17 protein-coding genes are annotated in these 20886 nt (G+C 28.5%); 16 read left to right on the top strand and 1 reads right to left on the bottom strand.

Going from position 1 to position 20886, the window contains the following annotated elements; genetic code table 11:
• Positions 1 to 193 precede the first annotated feature (193 nt).
• The 7 genes from BN350_RS16310 (at position 194) to BN350_RS16280 (ending at position 12798) form a co-directional block, all read left to right on the top strand.
• Positions 194 to 1855 (top strand): bifunctional diguanylate cyclase/phosphodiesterase, encoded by a 1662-nt coding sequence (locus BN350_RS16310; protein WP_028044549.1) that lies wholly within the window; start codon positions 194 to 196, stop codon positions 1853 to 1855.
• 17 nt (positions 1856 to 1872) lie between these two features.
• A complete protein-coding gene (locus BN350_RS16305) occupies positions 1873 to 4581 on the top strand; it encodes a sensor domain-containing diguanylate cyclase (protein ID WP_049945599.1) in 2709 nt (902 codons plus the stop codon).
• Positions 4582 to 4645: 64 nt separating this feature from the next.
• The gene (locus BN350_RS16300; RefSeq protein ID WP_028044547.1) at positions 4646 to 6388 is read left to right on the top strand and encodes a M3 family oligoendopeptidase; all 1743 of its coding nucleotides are present in this window, start codon (positions 4646 to 4648) and stop codon (positions 6386 to 6388) included.
• A 35-nt stretch (positions 6389 to 6423) separates the two neighbouring features.
• Positions 6424 to 8694, top strand: coding sequence for a helix-turn-helix domain-containing protein (locus tag BN350_RS16295; protein WP_028044546.1), 2271 nt, complete (start codon positions 6424 to 6426; stop codon positions 8692 to 8694).
• Positions 8695 to 8858: 164 nt separating this feature from the next.
• Positions 8859 to 10670 carry a beta-glucoside-specific PTS transporter subunit IIABC gene (locus BN350_RS16290; RefSeq protein WP_028044545.1) on the top strand — a complete coding sequence of 604 codons (1812 nt, stop codon included), beginning with the start codon at positions 8859 to 8861 and terminating at the stop codon, positions 10668 to 10670.
• Positions 10660 to 12069, top strand: a complete 1410-nt coding sequence (locus BN350_RS16285; protein WP_028044544.1) for a glycoside hydrolase family 1 protein — start codon at positions 10660 to 10662, stop codon at positions 12067 to 12069. The genes BN350_RS16290 and BN350_RS16285 overlap by 11 nt, the downstream gene beginning before the upstream one ends.
• Before the next feature lie 114 nt (positions 12070 to 12183).
• Positions 12184 to 12798: a DUF2238 domain-containing protein gene (locus BN350_RS16280; protein ID WP_028044543.1), complete on the top strand. Its 615-nt coding sequence runs from the start codon at positions 12184 to 12186 to the stop codon at positions 12796 to 12798.
• Between the two features lie 50 nt (positions 12799 to 12848).
• Here BN350_RS16280 and BN350_RS16275 read toward each other — a convergent pair whose 3' ends face one another.
• Complete coding sequence (locus tag BN350_RS16275; protein ID WP_028044542.1) at positions 12849 to 13736, bottom strand: Rgg/GadR/MutR family transcriptional regulator; 888 nt, start codon at positions 13734 to 13736, stop codon at positions 12849 to 12851.
• Positions 13737 to 13857: 121 nt separating this feature from the next.
• Between BN350_RS16275 and BN350_RS16270 the strand changes: the two genes are divergently transcribed.
• From BN350_RS16270 to BN350_RS16235, 9 genes are all read left to right on the top strand, one after another.
• Positions 13858 to 14157 (top strand): hypothetical protein, encoded by a 300-nt coding sequence (locus BN350_RS16270; protein WP_028044541.1) that lies wholly within the window; start codon positions 13858 to 13860, stop codon positions 14155 to 14157.
• Between the two features lie 82 nt (positions 14158 to 14239).
• On the top strand, positions 14240 to 14824 hold the full coding sequence (locus tag BN350_RS16265; protein ID WP_028044540.1) for a TetR/AcrR family transcriptional regulator: 585 nt from the start codon (positions 14240 to 14242) through the stop codon (positions 14822 to 14824).
• A gap of 75 nt (positions 14825 to 14899) precedes the next feature.
• The gene (locus BN350_RS16260; protein WP_028044539.1) at positions 14900 to 15745 is read left to right on the top strand and encodes an ABC transporter ATP-binding protein; all 846 of its coding nucleotides are present in this window, start codon (positions 14900 to 14902) and stop codon (positions 15743 to 15745) included.
• A complete protein-coding gene (locus tag BN350_RS16255; protein WP_028044538.1) occupies positions 15742 to 16422 on the top strand; it encodes a fluoroquinolone export ABC transporter permease subunit in 681 nt (226 codons plus the stop codon). The genes BN350_RS16260 and BN350_RS16255 overlap by 4 nt, the downstream gene beginning before the upstream one ends.
• Positions 16419 to 17126, top strand: coding sequence for a hypothetical protein (locus BN350_RS16250; RefSeq protein WP_028044537.1), 708 nt, complete (start codon positions 16419 to 16421; stop codon positions 17124 to 17126). The genes BN350_RS16255 and BN350_RS16250 overlap by 4 nt, the downstream gene beginning before the upstream one ends.
• Before the next feature lie 812 nt (positions 17127 to 17938).
• Positions 17939 to 18661 carry an ORF6N domain-containing protein gene (locus tag BN350_RS19605; RefSeq protein WP_231385314.1) on the top strand — a complete coding sequence of 241 codons (723 nt, stop codon included), beginning with the start codon at positions 17939 to 17941 and terminating at the stop codon, positions 18659 to 18661.
• Between the two features lie 38 nt (positions 18662 to 18699).
• Positions 18700 to 19020, top strand: coding sequence for a hypothetical protein (locus tag BN350_RS21500; protein WP_231385313.1), 321 nt, complete (start codon positions 18700 to 18702; stop codon positions 19018 to 19020).
• 462 nt (positions 19021 to 19482) lie between these two features.
• Positions 19483 to 19953: a PTS sugar transporter subunit IIA gene (locus BN350_RS16240; protein WP_028044536.1), complete on the top strand. Its 471-nt coding sequence runs from the start codon at positions 19483 to 19485 to the stop codon at positions 19951 to 19953.
• 17 nt (positions 19954 to 19970) lie between these two features.
• Entirely contained in the window at positions 19971 to 20828 is an 858-nt protein-coding gene (locus BN350_RS16235; RefSeq protein WP_044600417.1) for a PRD domain-containing protein, read from the top strand.
• Positions 20829 to 20886: the final 58 nt, after the last annotated feature.

The following is a 20886-nucleotide window of genomic DNA, read 5'->3' as shown; positions in this document are numbered from 1 at the left end:
GGGGTTTTGTTTATGGCTGGTGGCATCCAGGGTGGATTATTTTTCCTGTTGTAGCAATTATAACTGCTTTTATTGAACGTATACGTTTCAATTGATGGACTCTTAGGAGTCTTTTTTTGTTTTTATTCAATCATTCTAGTATTGGGAAGTTAATTCATATATAATAGAGGTACAAAGGGATAAGGAGGATATTATGGCAGGTTTAACAAAGAGTGAGGAACTTAATGTTGATATCTTTTTTGAGTTGCTTTCTGAAAGTACAGATGATTATCTTTTTATGTGGGATATTCAAAATGGTGTTTTTCATATTTCTGAGAATGCATTTATAGATTTCAACATCGATCATTCCATTAGAGAAAATGTTGTAGATGTCTGGTCGAGTATAATGGTGAATGAAGATATACCACTTTGGCTTAATGATATGCAAATGCTTCAAGAAGGTATAAAAGATTATCATGATATGGAGTATCGTGTTTATAATAGAGAAGGGCAAGTTATATGGGTGTCTTGTCGTGGGAAAGTGAGTCAAGATAGTCAAGGACATCCTCTATATTTAATTGGTAGAATTTCAAATATAGGTAAAGAAAATAAATTTGATAATATTACTGGATTAAAGAATAGGAAACAGTTTGAAAAAGATTTAGGACATCTTATAAACTCAGATAAACAGACGCAAGGTGTAGTGGTTGTTTTAGATATAGATAACTTTAAAAATATAAATGAGCGCTATGGATATGCATTTGGAGATCGTGCTTTAAATCTGATTTCAACAAAACTAATAGCTCTCTTACCTAAAGGTTGTCAAATGTATAGATTAGATGGTGATGAATTTGCATTTCTGATTAAAAATGGATCTGAACAATCTACTCAAGCGATTTATGAAGATATACAATTATATGTTACAAATCATTTTATAATGGATGATCAGCGTTTATATATTTCATTATCAGCTGGTGCTTGTTTTTATCCAAAAGATGGACATTCTTATCAGAAGTTATTTAGGCATGCTGAAAATGCAGTAGAAATTGCAAAAATGAATGGTAAAAATCAATTGGTTTTCTTCTCAAAAGAAATGTATCAAAGAAAATTAAAAATTATTGAACTGCAAGAAAGTTTACATGCAACAGTCGCAAATGGATTTCAAGAATTTGAATTATATTATCAACCTCAAATAGATGTTAAAACAAAGAGTGTTGTTGGGGCTGAAGCTCTTTTAAGATGGCATTCGCCTAAGCATGGAGAAGTATCCCCAATTGAATTTATTCCATTATTAGAAGAAAGTCAGTTAATTATTCAAGTTGGAAAATGGGTACTTGAAGAGGCTATAAAACAATGTCAAATATGGCAAAAATATAATCAGGACTTTACAATGAGTATTAATGTTTCTTATATTCAATTAAAGGAGAATGCCTTATTAGAATATTTGAAAAATGAGCATTCACATTCACCTATTAATCATTGTATTTTAGAATTAACAGAGAATTGTTGGATTCCTAATTTACAGTTTATTAACCAAGAGTTTAGAAATATTCAAGAAATGGGTTATGGAATAGCTATAGATGATTTTGGAACAGGCTATTCATCATTAAGCCATTTAAAAGAATTACCAGCTAATGTTATCAAGATAGATCGTAGTTTTATTCAGGGAATTAAAGAAGAAAGTTACGAGTATATATTTTTAGAATATATTGTGAAATTGGCTCATGTGACACATTTAAAAGTTTGTGTTGAAGGTGTTGAGACTGAGGAAGAATATCATGTTGTGAAAAAAACTGATCCTGATTATATACAGGGTTTCTTATTTGGAAGACCGGTATCTGCTTCTGAATTTGAAAAAATGTATTTTCATGTTTGATAAGAGGTGAAATTATTTTGATAGAGGAAAAAATTGGATTAAAATATGCAGAATATTTTTTAAATAATTATTATGATAAAAATATTTCTGCTTTGGTGTCAATGTTACATCCTCATATATGCTGGAGTCATTTGTACTGTCAGCAGATTGTAAGAGGAATTGATGCTGTTGAGAACATGCTTATGAGGGAAAAAGAAGATGCACATTCTCTTACAGTTGATCATGTTCATATTGATAATGTTGACTGTAATGATTGTTTTTGTTATGTCTCTTATAAAACAGAGTTAAGAATTGAAAAAGGTGATTTTTGTCGTCCAATGACTATCTATGGTTATTTGACATTTAAACAAGATCATCAGCATGTTTTCTTATATGAGGTTGTCATGTCTTTGTTTGAATCAAAAGAACAAATTATTAATCATATGCAAAAAGAAACATCTCAAAAACAAAACTTTTATTTAAAACAAATACAATATGAAAATGCATTACGTTTAAAACAAGTGAATGATGATTTGGAAGTTTTAACAAATAATGTACCTGGAGGTATCTTTAAATGCCTTTATAATGAGGAATTAACGATTCTTTATATGAGTGATGGATTCTTATCTATGTTTGGATATACACGTCAAGAAATTCATGAACGCTTTCATAACAGCTTTTGGGAAATGATTGTACCAGAAGATCGTGAACCTACATTACATGAAGTCCAACGCCAAATGGCGTTAGGGAAAACTAAGCGTATAGAATATCGAGTTATGCATAAAGATGGACATTATGTTTGGGTTTTTGATAAAGGTCAATTAATTGAGGAAACACATGAGACATGTTCTTCTTTTTATTGCATTATGATTGATGTTACACAAGAAAAGAAAATTGAAGAAGAATTAAGATTAAGTTTGGAAAGATATAATATTATTATGGAACAGACAAATGATGTTATCATTGAGTGGGATATTGTTCATAAACATTTTAGATTTTCTCATAATTGGATTCATGCTTTTGATAATGATATTTTTGAATTTAAAGATTGTCAGGTTAATAAGGATGATTTAAAGAAGGGATTTCATCCTTATGATGTTAGTAAGATAGATGATATTTTAAATGAAATACAAAATGGTCAAAAGTATATAGAACAAGAAATACGACTGATTGATCCTAAACATCAGTATCGTTGGTGGCGATTACGATTAACTGTTCAATTTGATAAAGAAAATAAGCCATTAAGAGCAATTGGAATTATAGTAGATATAGATGAAGAAAAGCATCGCTCACAATATTTATTGCGTAAAGCACAACAAGATGCATTAACTGGTATTTATAATAAAATAACAACTCAAAATTTAATTAAAGATTATTTGTCAAAAATAGATATTCATGAATTAGGTGCAATGATGATTATTGATATTGACAATTTTAAGGAAATTAATGATTCTCAAGGACATTTGTTTGGTGATGCTATATTAGGTGATATAGCAAGAAGAATGAAAAATGAATTTGAGTATACGGATATTATAGGACGTATTGGTGGAGATGAATTTATTGTCTTTTTCAAGGATATTCAAAGTATTAACAACATAAAGATGAGTGCTCAAAAAATGCTTGATGAGATGGAAAAACTTGAAGATACTCATGATCATTTACATATTTCATGTAGTATAGGCATTTCTATAACACCACGTGATGGTATCGAATTTACAGAATTATTTCAAAAAGCAGATCAGGCATTATATCAGGCGAAGAATGAAGGTAAAAAACAATATGTTATTTATAATGAATCAATAATGCATGAGTATGTGTTTAATGCTAAACCACGTTCTCTAATAAATGAGAAAATTGATTCTAATGAAAATAATAGAATATCTAGTGGGCAGATTGCAGAATATGTGTTTAGAGTACTGTATAATTCATCTGATTTAGAATATGCAATTTCTTCTATTTTGGAAATTGTGGGATTACAATTTGATGTGAGTCGTGTATATATTTTTGAAAATATTGAGAATGATTTATATTGTTGTAATACTTTTGAGTGGTGTAATCAAGGTGTTGAACCACAAATGGAAAACTTAAAACAAGTATCTTATAAAGATGACTTGGGTGGGAATTATTATGATAATTTTAATGAAAATGGAATATTCTATTGTGCAGATATTCATAATTTGCCTAAATTGCAATATGCTATCTTAGCACCACAAGGAATTAAATCTATGTTACAATGTGCTATTAAAGATAATGGTCAAATTAAAGGATATGTTGGTTTTGATGAATGTCGTAAGAATAGATATTGGACTCAGGAACAGATTGATGCTTTGGTTTTCGTTTCAGAAATATTAAGTGTTTTCTTATTAAAGAATCGTGTTGAAGAAACTTTAAAACAAGAAAGTGAAGGTTTGTTGAATTTATTGAATAATCAAAGTTCGTGGATTTATGTTATTAATCCAAAAACATATCAAATGTTATTCATCAATAAGAAAACAAAACAGCTATGTCCTGAAGCAATGATTGGAATGCCTTGTTATAAAGTCTTTATGAAACGTGATAAACCTTGTGAGTTTTGTCCTGTTCAAAAGATACATAGGAATTGTACTAATCAGAAAATGAAAGTCTATAACCCTTATTTCAAAGTTTGGGTTGATGTAGATGCAACGTATGTGAATTGGCATGGAGAGAATGCTGTTATGTTAAGCTGTCATGATATAACAGAATATGAAAAGCTTATTGAAAAGTGACTTCTTTTGAGGTCTCTTTTCAATAAGAAGAGTGTATAATAAGGGAAGATAAGGAGATATTGATATGGATAAAAACTGGAGTTTAGATGAATTGTATACATCTTTTCAAGATGAGAACTTTTTCAATGATTTAAAGCAAATTGAAGATATTTTGATAGATATGAAAAAATATTTTAATTTAGGTCAAAATGAAATTGCTTTGACAGATTATTTACACCAAGAGAATAGATTAGATGATTTGGTAGAAAAAGTATATTCTTATATCAGTTTAACTATGAATGCTAATACAAATGATCAGGAGGCTATCAAATATGCATCAGTTATTGAAAACTTGTTAGCTGCTTTTGCTGATACAAGTGCACAAATTCAAAAATGGATTGCACAGTTTGATTTTGATCACATCACACATCATTATATTCAAGAACATCTTTTTGTTTTAAATGAAATCAAACAACAAAATCAATATTTATTAGATGATCAAAGCGAATCAGTTTTAGCCAATATGAAAACAACAGGATCAAGTGCATGGCTTAAATATAAAGATCAATTGATTTCATCAATGAAAGTCAAACTAGATGATCAGGAATATCCTTTGACAGAAGTTTTAAATATGGCTTATTCTAAAGATAAAGAGATAAGAAAAAAGGCATATGAAGCTGAAATCGCTGCTTATAAAGATGTTGAATTAGGTGTTGCAAGTGCGCTGAATGCAATTAAAGGTGAGGCACTGACAGTTACAAGATTAAGAGGATATGATTCAGTTTTACAAAGAACATTAATAGATTCAAGAATGTCTCAAAAAACATTAGATGTTTTATTAGCAACAATGAAAAAAGCCTTGCCTATGTTTGAAAAGTATTTTCAAACAAAAGCACAATATTTAGGTTATCAAAAAGGTCTACCTTGGTATGATATGTATGCACCCATTGTTGATGTAAATAGTGAATATGATTATGAAAAAGGAAGTCAGTTTGTGATTGAACAATTTTCTTCATTTTCACAAAACTTAGGTGATTATGCCAAAATGGCAATAGAAAAAAATTGGATTGATGTTTATCCTAGACAAGGAAAAGTAGGTGGCGCATTTTGTAATAACTTACATTGTATTGAAGAAAGTCGTTTCTTATTGAATTATGGAAATGATTTTAGCGATGTCATTACAATGGCACATGAACTTGGACATGGTTTTCATGGACATTGTTTAAATAGCCAAACAGCTATGAATGCTCAATACCCTATGCCAATTGCTGAAACAGCATCTACATTCTGTGAAACAATTGTGAAAAAAGCTGCTTTAAAGAAAGCATCAAAGGCTGAGCAATTAATGATTTTAGAAAATGAGTTATCAGATTGTGCACAAGTGATTGTCGATATTTATTCTCGTTTCTTATTTGAAAGTCATTTCTTCGAAAAGCGTGAAGAAGGGCCTTTAAGTGTAGATGAAATCAAGAAACTTATGATTAATGCACAAAAAGAGGCTTATGGTCATGGATTGGATCATGATATTTTACATCCATATATGTGGACATGGAAACCCCATTATTATGAAGCAGACTATGCTTTTTATAACTTTCCATATGCATTTGGACTTTTATTAGCAAAGGGATTATATGGATTGTATTTAAAAGAAGGAGATTCTTTTAGTGAAACATATGAACGTTTCTTATCATTAACAGGTAAGATGAGTTTAGAAGATGTTGGTCATAGTGTAGGCATTGATTTAACATCAGAGGTATTTTGGCAGAATTCCATTGATATGATTGCTGAGGATTTAGAGTCTTTCTATCAGCTCTTATCAGAAAACTAGCATTTGAAATAAGCGATGAAAGTGAGGTGTCATGAATGCTTGATAGAATAGTTCATTATCATGTGAGAAAAGATAGCTTAGAGATACATCATAATAGAAATATAATGATTATACTTAATTTAAGAGATGATCTTCAAATACAAGTTATTGATAAAGAATATAAATTAAAAAAGAATGATATCATCTTATTGAATTCTATGGATACTATGAAGATAACAGTGACATCTCATAGTTTATATGTTCAATTTATTATAGATTATTATTTATTTAAAATGCTGTTTCATCAAAAAAAATATTATTTTTTATGTAATTCATCTATTGAACAGAATGATAATTATAGAATTTTAGAGAGATATCTTGCAAAAATGATATCAAAGATGTATGAGAATAATGAATATAAGAATGCTGAAATAAGACAAATAGAGTATGAGTTTATGATCTTTTTGGTTGATAACTTTACTGTTTCTAGTTTTAAAAGTAGTGAAAATCAGAAGTTAGAAGATGTTATTGATTATATTGATAGTTTTTATAGCCAAGATATATCACTTCATGAAATCAGTGAACATTTTTCAATGACACCGCAATATTTTTCTAAATATTTTAAAGAAAAGATGAATATTACTTTTCATAAATATAAGACTCAAATAAAATTAGAACATGCCACTCAAGATCTATTAATGTCTCAAAAAACATTATTACATATTGCATTGGATAATGGATTTCCTAATATTGATTCTTTTAATAAATCATTTTATGAATTACATGAAATGAAACCCTCAGAGTATAAAAAGAAATATCAATATCAAAATAACAATATAGAAAAACAACCTGAAATGATAGATGATATTCTTAATGATATTTTGAAAAAAGATCAATATTTAGAAAACAAAGACCATTGTTTTATGATAGATTGTTTAAAATATGAGAAGTATCAGGAGTATTGGAAAGAAATTCTAAATTTGGGTAATATTTTGAATATGAATGATATTGATGTTCAAACACAACTTTCACTTCTTCAAAAAGAATTATCATTTCGATATTTAAGAATAGATATATTTTATCCTGAATATTATCATTATGAAGATTATTCTTTTTACAAAGAAGAACGTATTTATGATTATTTGATGAAATTAGACTTTACAATTTGGTTGAAAATTGATTTTCGTCGAATAGTCAATAATGAAGGATTCTTTGCTTATTTTAGAAAACTGTTATCACATTTTGCAAATAGATATAGTATTGATAATATAAAAAAATGGAAGTTTGAACTCATCTATAATACAACTTATAATGATAATAAAAGTCAACAGTATTTTGATGTTTATACAAGAATCCAGAATATTTTAGGTGAATATGATTCTTATTATTCTTTATATGGCCCATGTATGATGTTAGGATATCCTCAATATATTGAAAATTTTATAATAAATATGCGAAAACGTAATATAGATATACAGACAATGACTTTTTCAGCAGAACCTTTTGTTTTTATTCAGACTGAAAATGGAATTGAAATCCAAAGAACCAAGGATATGAACTACATCAAAAATAAAATGAATGAATTAAAAAATCAGTGTGGAACATTACTGGAACATACACATCATATTTGTATTACAAACTGGAATCATTCTTTAAGCCAAAATAATATTTTAAATGATTCTTGTTATAGAGGGGCATATATAGTCAAAAACATGATTGAATGTCTTGGTGTAGTTGATGCATTAACATATGGAAAACCATTGGATTTAACAACTTTATCTGATTTTCAAGGTAAGGATTTATTAGGTGCTGAAGGACTTGTATCGAAACATGGAATTAAAAAACCGGTTTATTTTGCTTATTACTTTTTAAATCATCTTGGTCAATACTATATAGATAAAGATGAGCATTCTTTAATCACGGCTTCAGGCACTGGAAATTATGTCATTCTTTGTCATAATTACAAGCGATTAAATCATAAGTATTATCTTGAAGAAAACAATCTAGATATTCATAGTTTTCATGAATATTTTGAAGATTATGATGATTTGACTTTAAATTATAGATTGGACCATGTTAAAAACGGAACATACCTCATTAAAATCAGAACTGTGAATCAGCAGTTTGGAAGTGTTCAAGATACAATGATGAATATGCTAGAAGATGATACATTGACTTTAAGTGCTTCCGAATTGGAATTTTTAAAGCAAGTTTCAATTCCATCTATACAATTACTACAAAGATCTGTTAAAGGAAATTCTTTAGAGTTATCTGTTACTCTTAAAGCTAATGAATTTAAACATATACATATTATTTATTTATATTAGAGGTTAATTTTTAATACTTAAAAATTAACCTCATTTTTTCGTATACATGATTTAATGTCAAAATTATTAACAAATTATAAAAATGTGGATAAGAATTCATGAGAAATATTATGGTACACAAAGTATAATGTGAATTGTAAAAATTAGTTTTAGAGGAGGATAAAATGAATTATAAGAATGTAAGTCAAGAAATTTTGGAAAAGGTTGGTGGACGTGAGAATGTTAAAAATGTATCACATTGTTATACGAGATTAAGATTTAATCTCGTTAATGATTCAAAAGCAGATGGTCAGGGGATTGAAGCAATTGATGGTGTTTTGAATGTTATGATTGCGAGTGGACAGTTTCAAGTTGTTATTGGAACAGAAGTTGATAAAGTTTATGAAGAATTCATGAAACTTATGGGAGAGAGTCATGAGTCAGTTCATGAAGTGAAAAAGAAAAAGACAGTGAAAGAAATGATAAATGGGGTGCTTGATATATTCATAGAATGTTTTACACCTATTATTCCTGTGATTGCAGGATGTGGGATGATTAAGGTCTTATGTGCTGTTTTACTGAATTTTGGATTATTATCAGATCAATCATCAACATATCAGATATTATCTATTATTGGTGATTCTGTTTTTTATTTCTTACCTTTATTTGTAGGATACACAGCTGCTAAAAAGATGAATGCTGATCCATTTATTGGAATGGTATTAAGTGCGATTTTGCTTCATCCAAATTTTATAGCTTTAGGTGCAGAAGGTGATGAATACAGCTCATTTCTTAGTATTCCAGTGAAATTGATGAGTTATAGTGCACAAGCATTACCTGTTATATTGAGTGTTTGGTTAATGAAATATGTAGATAAATTCACTCAAAAAATATGTCCAAGTCTTGTAAAAGTCTTTTTAAGACCGATGCTTACTTTACTGATTGTTGCCCCAATTATGTTAATTGTTATTGGACCATTGGGTGGTATTTTAGGTGATTATTTCCAAGGATTCTGCAATGTCATGAATTCATGGGGATGGGTTGCAGTGGGGCTTAATGCAGCTATTTTCCCATTATTAGTTTTAACAGGTATGCACAATGCGTTGATTCCATTAATGATTCAAATGTTTGCAACACAAGGATTTGATGCGGTATTAGTTCCTAGTGGATTGATTGCGAATATTGCTGAAGGTGGTGCAGCAGCGGCAGTTGCTTTGAAATCAAAGAATAAGAATATTAAAGGAACAGCAATGTCTGCGTGTGTTTCATCTTTATTTGGAGTTACTGAACCCGCTCTTTATGGTATTAATTTACGTTTTAAGAAACCTTTTATTGCTGTATTGTTGGGATCATTGATTGCTGGATGTTTTGCTGGATTGATGGGTATTACTGCCTATTCATTTGTGAGCCCTAGTATTGTTTCATTACCAATTTTTGCTGGTGAAGGAAGTTCATTTATTTGGGCAATTGTATCTGTTGTCGTTTCTTTTGTTGTCACATTTATTATTGCGTGGGTGTTAGGATTTGATGATGTGAAAAATGAAGATTTAAAAAGTGTAGATGCACCAATGAGTGGAGACGTTATAGCTTTATCAGAAGTTCAAGATGCAGCTTTTGCAAGTGAACAAATGGGAAAAGGATATGCGATTATTCCAACTGATGGGAAAGTTGTTGCTCCATTTGATGGTGAGATTGTTGCATTGTTTCCAACAAAACATGCTATTGGTATAAAACGTATTGATGGATTAGAACTACTTATTCATATTGGATTAGATACTGTTAATTTAAATGGTGAAGGCTTTAAATCTTATGTTGCAGTGGGAACACATGTCAAAGCTGGTGACCTATTAATTGAATTTGATTTAGACGGTATGAAAAAAAAGGGATATGATTTAACAACACCAGTGATTGTTACAAATAGTGATCAATATAAAAATGTTTCATTTCAAAATAAAAAGACAATTCAAATGAATGAGGTTATTTTAAATGTTGAATAAAGATTTTTTATGGGGGGCATCTTCTTCAGCGAATCAAATGGAAGGTGGCTGGAATGAAGGTGGTAAGGGGATAAGTGTTATTGATATTCTTGCTCAGGGGACTAATAAAAGAGAAGAGACAAATGGTGTTATTGAAGGTAGATATTATAGTTCACATAAAGCTGTTGATTTTTATCATAATTATAAAGAAGATATAGCTTTATTTGCTAAAATGGGAATTAATGCATACAGAATGTCAATTGCTTGGACCAGAATTTTCCCCCATGGCGATGAAGAAGAACCAAATGAGGAAGGATTAAAATTTTATGATTCTGTCTTTGATGAACTCTTAAAATATGGAATAGAGCCAATTGTTACAATTTCTCATTATGAACCACCATATTATTTATCATTAAAAGGTGGCTGGGCAAATCGAAAAACGATAGATGACTATTTACATTTTTGTGAAATCATCATGACAAGATATCAAAAGAAAGTGAAGTATTGGATTACATTTAATGAAATTAATTGTTTATTAGTACCTTTTGGAATTATGACAGCAGGTGGTATTTTTAGCCCTATTGATTCTCAAAAAAATACTGAAACAATTCGTTTTCAAGCTCTCCATCATCAATTTGTTGCAAGTTCAAAAGCAGTCCAATTAGCAAAGAAAATTAATTCAGATTTTCAAATAGGCTGTATGATAGCTGCTATGTGTAATTATCCATTAACATGTCATCCAGATGATGTATTACTCTCTCTTAAAGATGATCAAATAAAAAATATGTTTTGTAGTGATGTTATGATTAGAGGAAAATATCCTTCATATATTCAAAGATATATGAAGGATAAAGGAATTCACATAAAAATTTTAGATAAAGATTTAGATATCTTAAAAAAAGGAACAGTAGATTTTTATTCATGTAGTTACTATATGACAAATTGTATTGGATATGACCAAAATGCACAAAAAAGTAATGGTAATTTGATATCAGGATTAAGGAATCCATATTTACAAGAAAGTGAATGGGGATGGCAAATAGATCCAGTAGGAATGCGATATTTCTTAAATAAAGTTTATGACAGATATCAAATTCCTATCATGATTGTTGAAAATGGTTTAGGAGCAATTGATAAAGTAGAAAATGGATGTATTCATGATGAATATCGTATTAATTATTTAAGAGAACATATTATTTCTATGAAAGAAACAATAGAAGATGGTGTTGAAATTATAGGCTATCTGCCATGGAGTATTATGGATTTAATGGCATTATCGACTGGTAATATTGATAAAAGATATGGTTTTATATATGTTGATGTTGATAATCAGGGAAATGGAACATATCAAAGAATACCAAAAGATTCTTTCTATTGGTATCAAAAAGTGATTTCATCTCAAGGTGAAAATTTAGGATAATTATTGAGGATATCTTTATTGTTGAAGATATCCTTTATTGTCTATAATAGAAAATACTTAGTGTTTTTATTTGTGTTAAGAAGTGGTACAATAATTTTAAAGAAGGTGTCATTTGTGAAGAATAAGAAACTGAATATATTCATAAAAATTTGTATGGTGATTTATGTGATAACTTTAGGCTATGCTTTTTATATCAATTGGCAAGGAAAATATTTTGGTATGACATTTGTTGCTTGTTTAACACCATTTATTGCACCCTTGTTTATGAAAATGATCAAAATAAAAGTTCCTGAAGAATTTTATTTATTGAATATTATTTTTATCTATTTTGCAAGTCTATGGGGCAGTTGTTTAGGTGGTTATTCAACACCTTATTATGATAAGTTTACACATTTTGCAAGTGGAATTGTGATTTGTGAGTTGGCGTATATGTTATATAAATATCTTTTAAGAAATGAGAAAAGAAAAATAGTGATGTGTCTATTTATCAATGCAGTTAATGCTAGTGTTGCATTGCTTTGGGAGTTTTATGAGTATGCGCTACTTGTTTTCTTTCAATATGATGCTATTAGAAATGTAACAGGTGTTCATGATACAATAACAGACATGTTAGTGGCAGTGATTGGAGGAATACTTTTAACGATTTATTTAGTAAAGTATGATCAATCAACAAAAGATCATTTCTTTGTATCTTTGGAAAGAAAATTGTATAAAATCAATCATAAATAAGATATTGAATATATGATTTCAATATCTTTTTATGTGTGTAGAGCATATTTTCAGGAGATATGTTTCTTATTTTGAATAATGTCTAATCCTGTTTCTATTTGTTCAATTATGTTTTCGTTATCTGTAAGTTTACAAATTAATTTTGCTTTATTAATAAGTTGTAATCCTTTTTCTTGTTTATCAGTAGCATAGTAGTAAAGTCCTTCTAAAAAATATAACATAACTTTCCATGTCATCATTGTGATATCATCAGTTAGTTCATATAGTCTTTTTATAACTTGATTTACCAGATCATATTGTTCTGTATAAATTAAAAAGAAAAGATTATTTGTTAAAAGATGAGATATATAAGTCATAAATTCTGGATGATATTGGTATTTTTCCATTGATTTCCAGGAAGTAAGAAATAAACTTGTTTTTATCTTTGTATCATCAAAAAGAAAATGCATATTAGAAAATAATCTTATTTCAGATAATGTCCATGTTTCCATGTTAAATAAGTGTTTCTGGATATTTTGTTTCGCTCTTAAATACTCTTTTGATGAAGTGTCATGGAAATTTGAATATATTGATTGTAGTATCAGCAATTGCCAATATTCTAAATGATTAACATAATCAGAATTTTCTTTTCGTTTTTCATTAATTATATTTGTGATATTCAAAGCATAATTTGTATTATTTGCAAATTTTTTTATGTCTAACTGTGTAAGTACTTTGTTAATAGGTGTTTCCTGATAATTGTTATGAATAAGAAGAAGTTCTTCAACAGAAATCATTAAACGTTTTAAAACTTCTATCATAATTGAAAACTTAATATCATACTTTCCTTTTTCAAAGTCAATGGAAAATGACTTACTTAAAAGTCCTGAATAAATTTCTTTTTGACTAAAACCTTTATTTAATCGAATTTTACGAATCGTACAACCATATTTTTCCATAATTAACCTCCATTGTATCGTTATTATAACATAATAGGAATATTATTAGTACGAGTATTCGGACTTTTTTATAGATTTGTTCAATTATAAGATAAGATAGATGTATAAGGAGGAAACGTATATGAATAAAGAAAATAATGATTATAAGAAATGGGAATGTAAACAATTATTGCCAGGATTATGGGTTATTCAATTGAACGATGTTAGTGAGAGTAAAGATGAAAATCAAATGAGAATGATTGAAAGTGTTTTTAAAGATATTGAGGGTATTGAAGGTGAAGTGCTTAAAGATATAGAAGATGAATTGAATGAATATAGAATTGATAGGTTATCTCATGGTATTTGGATTATTCAATTAGATGAGAATAATCAATTGATTATGAAAATAAAGAATAAACTCAAAAAAATATTTCAAGATTAATAAGTTAATTTGAATTGACTTTATATGTAAATAGATTTATAATGACTAAAAATATATGTTTAGTCAAAAAAGAGGTGGTCAAATGCCAAAGGTTTATTCTCAGAGTGAAAAAGATGATATTAAAGACAGATTAAAAGAAGCAACAAGGAAAAGTTTATCAATAAATGGAATTAAAAAAACAACAGTTGATTCACTTGTAAAAGAAGTCAATATTCCTAAAGGAACCTTTTATTTGTTTTATAAATCTAAAGAAATATTAGTATTTGAGGTTCTGCTTGAGTTTCATGAAGTCTTTGAAAAAGATATGAAAATAGCATTATCACAGTTGGATTTTCAACATATGGATGTTCATCAACTTACTGATTTTATTCTTGACTTCTTTCTAAAAGCCAAAGATAACCCTTTGTTTCAAGTCTTAACATCTGGAGAATTAGAGTTACTTGCAATGAAATTACCTCCAGATATAGTGAATGAACATTTTCAACATGATCATCAAATGTTAGAAGAGATTTTGATGTATATTCCTCATCAGGAAGATATAGATATCAAGGCGTTATCTGGAGCATTTCGAGATTTATTTATGTTTATGTTTTCGGATTGCTGTCAAGACGAGCAATCATTAAAGATGTTAATTCAAGGTTTAGTTTTACAATTTTTGAAACAATAACTTGGTCATAGAACCAAGTTCATTTATATATTTATTTGACTAAATATATATAAACGGTCAAAAAAGGAGATAAATATGATAGAAGTCAAAGATTTACAATTCAGTTATAACAAGAATGAATTTATCAAAGAAATCAATTTTAAAGTAGAGAAAGGGATGATATTTGGTTTCTTGGGACCATCTGGTGCAGGAAAATCTACATTACAGAAAATATTAACAGGATTAATCACAAACTATAAAGGACATGCGATTGTGAATGGTGTGGAATGTAAACATCATACGAATGCTTTTTATGAGAATATTGGTGTAGACTTTGAGTTTCCAACACTATATGAGAAACTAACCGCAAGAGAGAATCTTAAATTTTTTGCATCACTCTATACTCACCAGACGCGTTCTATAGATCAGTTGTTAGAATCTGTTGGATTACAAAATGATGCTGATAAAAAAGTCAGCGACTATTCTAAAGGAATGAAATCGAGATTGAATTTTATCAAAGCGCTAATTAATGATCCAGATATCCTCTTTTTAGATGAACCAACAAGTGGTTTGGATCCAACCAATAGCCGTATGATGAAAGACTTGATTCTATTAGAAAAAAATAAAGGCAAAACAATTATTTTAACAACCCATAACATGGAAGATGCGACAGAATTATGTGATCAGGTTGCTTTTATCATTAATGGACAAATATGTGCAATAGACAGTCCTCAAAATTTAATTTTATCTCATGGTGCCAAACAGGTGACTTACACATATGAAGATAATGGATTCAAAACAGCCAACTGTTTATTGCAACAAATATCAGATGATGAAAGATTGCATCAACTCATGCAACAGAATAAGATTCTTTCTATTCATAGTAGCGAACCAACTTTAAATGATATCTTCATAGAATTAACGGGGAGAACTTTATTATGAGAATGATTCATTTGATAAAAGGAGATATTGTATTTCAAATCAAATATGGTTTTTATTTCCTCTATGTTGTTTTTACAGTTCTTTATGCTTTTGTTTTAGTCATTTTACCAGAGACTTGGCAGGAAACAGTTGCGAGTATAATGATATATTCTGATCCTGCTGCAATGGGTTTATTCTTTATGGGAGCTATTATCCTATTTGAAAAGAGTCAAAGAGTTCTCAATAGTTTAGCTGTTTCACCTATTCATATTTCAGAATATATTTTATCAAAAATCATTTCGCTTGCTTTGATTTCAGAAATAGTTGCTATGATATTAGCAGTTATCTCCCATCATCAAAATCTCATTATGGTTTTTATTGGAACATTATTATCTTCATTTATTTTTAGCCTATTAGGACTCATCGTATCGACAAAGATTCACAGTCTTAATCAGTTTATCTTATGGACAGTTCCAGTTGAAATCCTCTGTTTTGTTCCACCTCTTGCTTCTATTTTTATTGAAAATCAATATTTAATGGTCTATCCTATGACACATTGTTTATCACTTATCAATGGAAAAAGTCAGAATGATTTATTAAGTATATTGATTGTTGTGATTATGCTTGTTTGTTTATGGAAAATTGCTGTTTATATGACAAAGAAAATGTGGAAAAGCGTAGGAGGTGTTCATCTATGAAATCTCTCTTGATAAGTTTTCAACAATTATTATTTATGGTTAAAAAGGATAAAATGTTGTTACTGATTTGCTTTGTACCTATATTGTGTGGTTTTATCTTTCGTTATGGAGTTCCAATATTCAATCAAATGTCTATACAATATTTTAAGATTGATTTTCATCAGTATTATTCTTTGATTGATACCTTTTATGGAATACTCATTTCTGATATGCTGTGTATTGTTTCTGCTTTGATCATTCTAGAAGAAAGAGACGATCATATAATCAATGGTTTATTTGTCACTCCATTAGGGAAGATAGGGTATTTAATTTCGAGGTTAGGAATACCAACATTGATGAGTTTCATTTTTACATGTATATTATTACCAATATTTCATATTTCATCTTTGCCATTTGATATGATGATTTTGATTTGTATATTGGGATGTATGCAAGGGCTGATTGTTTCTTTACTGGTTGTCAGTTTATCGTCACATAAATTAGAAGGAATGGCAGTAGCAAAAATGGCTTCGCTAGAATCATTTGTTGTATTAATCCCTTATTTTATGCACAATGCATATTCATATGTGTTTGCATGGGTTCCAACTTTTTGGATAGGAAAGGGATTAGTCAATGTAGAAGTTTTCTTTATGCTTATGGGATTATTCATATCGGTTTTATGGATAGTGATACTTGTATTTGTGTTTAAACGAAAATTAGCATAAGGATATGCATATGTCTTTGAAATTTAAAAATCTATACAGCTAATATTTACTTTAAGTATTATTTTGGTTTACTGATTGTGATAAACAGTGAATATGGAAGATTTCGGAGTAAAATGATTATATATCTTGTTGATGTATCGTTGTATTGCTCCATTATTTTTTTTATTTTATAAATATATTAACACAAGAATAATAAATTAGAGATATATTTGGGTAAGTAGAATGATGATAATAACATAGAGAAAATAGGGACATAACGACAATTGCAGTCAAAAACAAGGCAGATAATGAAATTATTATTCTTAAATATAACGATTTAGATATCCAAGGAATAGTATATGAAATTCGAGGGTAAAAAGTGGGGCTTGAGTCTAATTAAGCAATGTTATATAGATATGATATAAAGATTGAATCAACAGGTAAGAAAAATATAGAAAGATTTCTAGATAATTTTATGTTTAATTAACTAGAGAAGAAATAAATTTCGTGAGGTCACAATTTGCGACCTCGATGCAGATATTTGGTATGAAAGGGAGAAGTCGTCATTTGTTCATGTTTTCCATTAATATAATTTCAATATTATATACAAGAGTATGCCTATTTGAATAAATTTTGCGTCAGTTTCCTTTTTTAATTGTGCAAAAAATTGCTTATAGCATTTTCTTTGTTTGCTAATTGTGATATACTAAGAGTATGGAAGTGTTTGGGGTAAGATAATGATACATGTATTTTATGTGCTTTGTTTTGCTCCCCTTGTTTTTAGAAGATTCACAGTGATAAATACAAATAATATTATAAATTGGAGGTAAAAAATGGATAAAGACAAAACAGCAATTGCATTGAAAAATAAAGAAAATCAAGAAGAATTTCTTCCGTCATATAATGACTTAGATATTCAAGGGATGATATATGAAATTCGTGGACAACAAGTTATGCTTGACTTTGATTTAGCGAAGTTGTATGGATATGAAGTTAAAAGACTTAATGAGCAAGTCAAAAGAAATAAAGAAAGATTTCCAGAAGATTTTATGTTTCCATTAACGCAAGATGAAATGCTTGAATTATCGAGGTCGCAATTTGCGACCTCGATACAGACATTTGATATTAAAGGTGGAAGAACTTATAAAATTAATGCATTTACTGAACAAGGTGTTTATATGCTTGCGACTGTATTAAAAGGGGAAGTTGCAGTCCATCAGAGTTTAATAATTATGAGAACATTTAAAAAGATGAGACATTATATTAATGAAAACAGACAATTATTAGGTAGTACAGATATATTGAACTCATTAATACAAGATAACATAAAGATTAAAGAAGAAATGTACAATGGTCATAAAGAACTAAAGACAGAAATTGATGGGATTAAAGAAAATATGGTCACTAAAAATGATATGAAAGCTTCTATGAATAAAGTATTAAATAGTTTTATTCCTAAAGAAGAATTGAAACAATTTGTTTTTAAGGATAGTCAGCCATTTGAAGCAAATGTTGCTTATATGGATATCTATAAAGAAGCAAAACATTCTATTTAATTGCAGATGATTATATTAATTGTCATACTTTATCTTTATTGTCTGCAAAGAAAAAGGAAGTTAATGTTATTGTTTTCTCAGATAATAAGGGAAGAGGTAGTGGAAAATTAAATCAATTAGAGTTTGATAATTTTAATAGAGAGTATCCAACTTTGTCTATTAAGAAAAATAATCAAAGATGTCATGATAGATTTATCATTATAGATTATCAAACAGATACAGAAAAGATCTATCATTGTGGAGCATCTAGTAAAGATGCTGGAAAGAAAGTTTGCTGTATAAGCCTATTTTCAACATCAGATATTATTTATTCAATTATTGATGAATTGTTAATGCATGATGATTATATATTTGAATAAATAGGAAGGTAATGAAATATATCTTATTACACAGTTAAGTCAATGTTATTATTAAATACAACTATATTTGTGCATAAATGAAAACTATAATAAGTTAAAATGTAAAAGTAAGTTCCCGTTAAAAAATGCTGATAACGGGAACTTAATCTTGTGTTTTATTAATAAAATATTTATTTTTTAATCAAATCAGTTATAATACATACGGAAAGATTTCTAACTTTTTTTATTTGTTTTTTCGTTGTGTAAGACTAAATTCCCGTAGGGTGAAAATAACGGGAATTTACTTTTTCATTCAATAAAAACTATAATAAATAAAAAATATGTTGACAGCGTTTTCATATCGTGATAATCTAAATGTAGATAAAGAAATAAAAATGGAATGGACTGTAACTCTTCGGGAGGCATAACCAAAAGTATTTTTGGTTGCACTTGAAGAGTTTTTATTTTGAGAGGATGAGAGATATGTTTCAGTTTTTAAAAAAGAAAACAGATTTTAATTTATATGCTCCTATTAAAGGAAAATGTATAGATATTGCTGAGGTAAAAGATAAGGTCTTTGCATCAAAGGTTATGGGGGATGGTTTTGCAGTTATACCAGATGATAATGTCATTTGTTCACCATGTGAAGGAGTGATTACAATGATATTTCCATCAAAACATGCATTTGGAATCAAGATGAAAGATGGTAAAGAGATACTAATACATATTGGTATTGATACAGTTCAACTTAATGGTAATGGATTTGTATCATTTAAACAAGTGAATGAACATGTTAAGATTGGTGAACCTGTTATTCAATTTGATAAAATAAATATTGAAAGTCAAAATTATGATTTGACAACAATGGTTATTGTTACAAATCAATCAAATTCAATGAAAAAACAAAAACTAGGGGAAATGGTAGAAGTAAAAGATTTAATTGTTAGTTATTAATGAAGGGAGGTATTTTCATGAAACTTATCAAAAAGATTAATAATAACTTTGCATTGGCATGTGATAGTCAAGGTGAAGAAGTTATTGTATCTGGTAGAGGCATAGGATTTATAAAAATGCCTTGTACAATTACTGATTTAAGTATTATTACTCGAACTTATTATGATATAGATTCAAAATATATAGGATTACTTAATGAAATTCCAGAGGATATTCTAAATATATCAGTGAAAGTAGTTGATTTTGCTAAAAATAAGTTAAAGAATCGTCTTAATCCTAATTTGATATTTACTCTTGCAGATCATATTCATTTTAGTATTGAAAGATATAAAAAGCATATAGTGTTTGAATTTCCATTAACATATGATTTTGAACAACTCTATTCAAAAGAAATACAAATTGGAAAATATGCTTTAAAACTTATTAAAGAACAAGTTAATATTCAATTACCAAAGACAGAAGTATTAGGGATTGCAATGAATATCATTAATTCAGAATTATATTCATCAATACCAAATAACGAACAAGATTTTAATGAATTAATTATACATATGACAGTTATTATAGAGAATTATTTTCACATGACTATTGATCAAACATCAGTGAATTATTCTCGATTTGCTACACATTTAAGATATCTCTTCAAAAGAATATCTCAAGATAAAGCGATATCCAGTGATAACCTAAAGATATTTCAATCATTACAAAAAGAAACACCAGAGACATATCAATGTGTTTATCAAATGAAGCGTTACTTAAATAGAAAAAAGAACTGGAAGTTAGATGAAGAAGAACTTTTATATTTAATATTACATGTGAATAGACTATTAACGAGAGAGGACTGTAACCAAAAGGGCATAACCTCAGATACATGAAAGAAATATTTATGTATTTGAGGTTTTTCAATGTTCATGACATTGTATAGCGCGCATA

This window comes from Candidatus Stoquefichus massiliensis AP9, assembly GCF_000455285.1.
Lineage (GTDB): Bacteria > Bacillota_I > Bacilli_A > Erysipelotrichales > Coprobacillaceae > Stoquefichus > Stoquefichus massiliensis.
This window is presented reverse-complemented; position numbering and strand designations above follow the sequence as displayed.